The following is a 910-nucleotide window of genomic DNA, read 5'->3' as shown; positions in this document are numbered from 1 at the left end:
CGGCAATCAGGGCAGTAGCTGACAGGTACGGATTAAAAGTACTGGAAGACGGTGCACAAGGCTTTGGCGGTCAGATAGGAGATGGTCGTGCATGTAGCTTTGGTGATATTGGGACAACTTCATTTTTGTTCCATCGTGGGGCGAAAATGGCGTATAGTATAACTTTTAATGTTCATAATTCAACTAAAACAGTTTCCAAAAACTCGTCATAAATATTTTCGAGTATGATCCCATATTGATTAACTTCGCCTTTATCGTTCATGCCTTTTTCTGCTGATAGCCATGCTAAATATGCCTGAAATATTTCAATATCAGTTATAATAACAGCATTCTCGGAGTCATCGAAGTCAACAATATTGCCAGCAGGTTCCCAGTCAATTTTTTTTAATTCATCGTAGGATTTTTTATCAAAAATTGCTTTGTAGGTTTTCATTTATTTACCTCTAATTAAATTACATTGAATCAATGTACCATTTGTTGTGTTAACTGTCACTTGAGCACGTTTACCAAAGAATGTTACAGATGTCCCTTTAGTATTATTTTTTGGTTCCATCGTGGGGCGAAAATGGCGTATAGCATAACCAAAAAGATTGGGAATTGCATACGACAAATCACGGAAATGCAAAAATGCACAACTACGGTCAACATGGTGAGCACATGCATGAATTCTCCTGGGATGAAAATGGCCAACTAACTGACAAGTCTTCAAGAGAGTTGACTGCCATTGAGAGGAAAACAAATGAGGATATACTATGAAAATGACAAAAGAGGAGTTAAAAAAAGAGGGTTAATTGTAATATGAAGTTGAACACTAAAACTAAATAAAAGAAGATCCACAGGACCTATCTTTGGTAGAATTAAGTCACCACACAAAATCACCAAAGGAGATCACCATGGATCGTGACAATTC

The 910-nt window shown here is 36.9% G+C and carries 2 protein-coding genes; one reads left to right on the top strand and one right to left on the bottom strand.

Features of this window, described 5'->3' with window-relative positions; translation table 11 throughout:
- The first annotated feature begins 5 nt into the window (after positions 1 to 5).
- On the top strand, positions 6 to 212 hold the full coding sequence (locus tag BQ7382_RS09805; protein WP_077389496.1) for a DegT/DnrJ/EryC1/StrS family aminotransferase: 207 nt from the start codon (positions 6 to 8) through the stop codon (positions 210 to 212).
- Here the strand turns inward: BQ7382_RS09805 and BQ7382_RS09390 are convergent.
- Positions 173 to 433 carry a hypothetical protein gene (locus BQ7382_RS09390; protein ID WP_083708774.1) on the bottom strand — a complete coding sequence of 87 codons (261 nt, stop codon included), beginning with the start codon at positions 431 to 433 and terminating at the stop codon, positions 173 to 175. The two genes, BQ7382_RS09805 and BQ7382_RS09390, sit on opposite strands and share 40 nt — an antisense overlap.
- Positions 434 to 910: the final 477 nt, after the last annotated feature.

Origin of the sequence: Mobilibacterium timonense (assembly GCF_900155555.1) — a bacterium.
Lineage (GTDB): Bacteria > Bacillota > Clostridia > Peptostreptococcales > Anaerovoracaceae > Allobaileyella > Allobaileyella timonense.
This window is presented reverse-complemented; position numbering and strand designations above follow the sequence as displayed.

Coding starts and splice junctions, on each gene's coding strand:
- BQ7382_RS09390 (WP_083708774.1), bottom strand. CDS start 433: ATGAAAACCTACAAAGCAATTTTTGATAAAAAATCCTACGATGAATTA.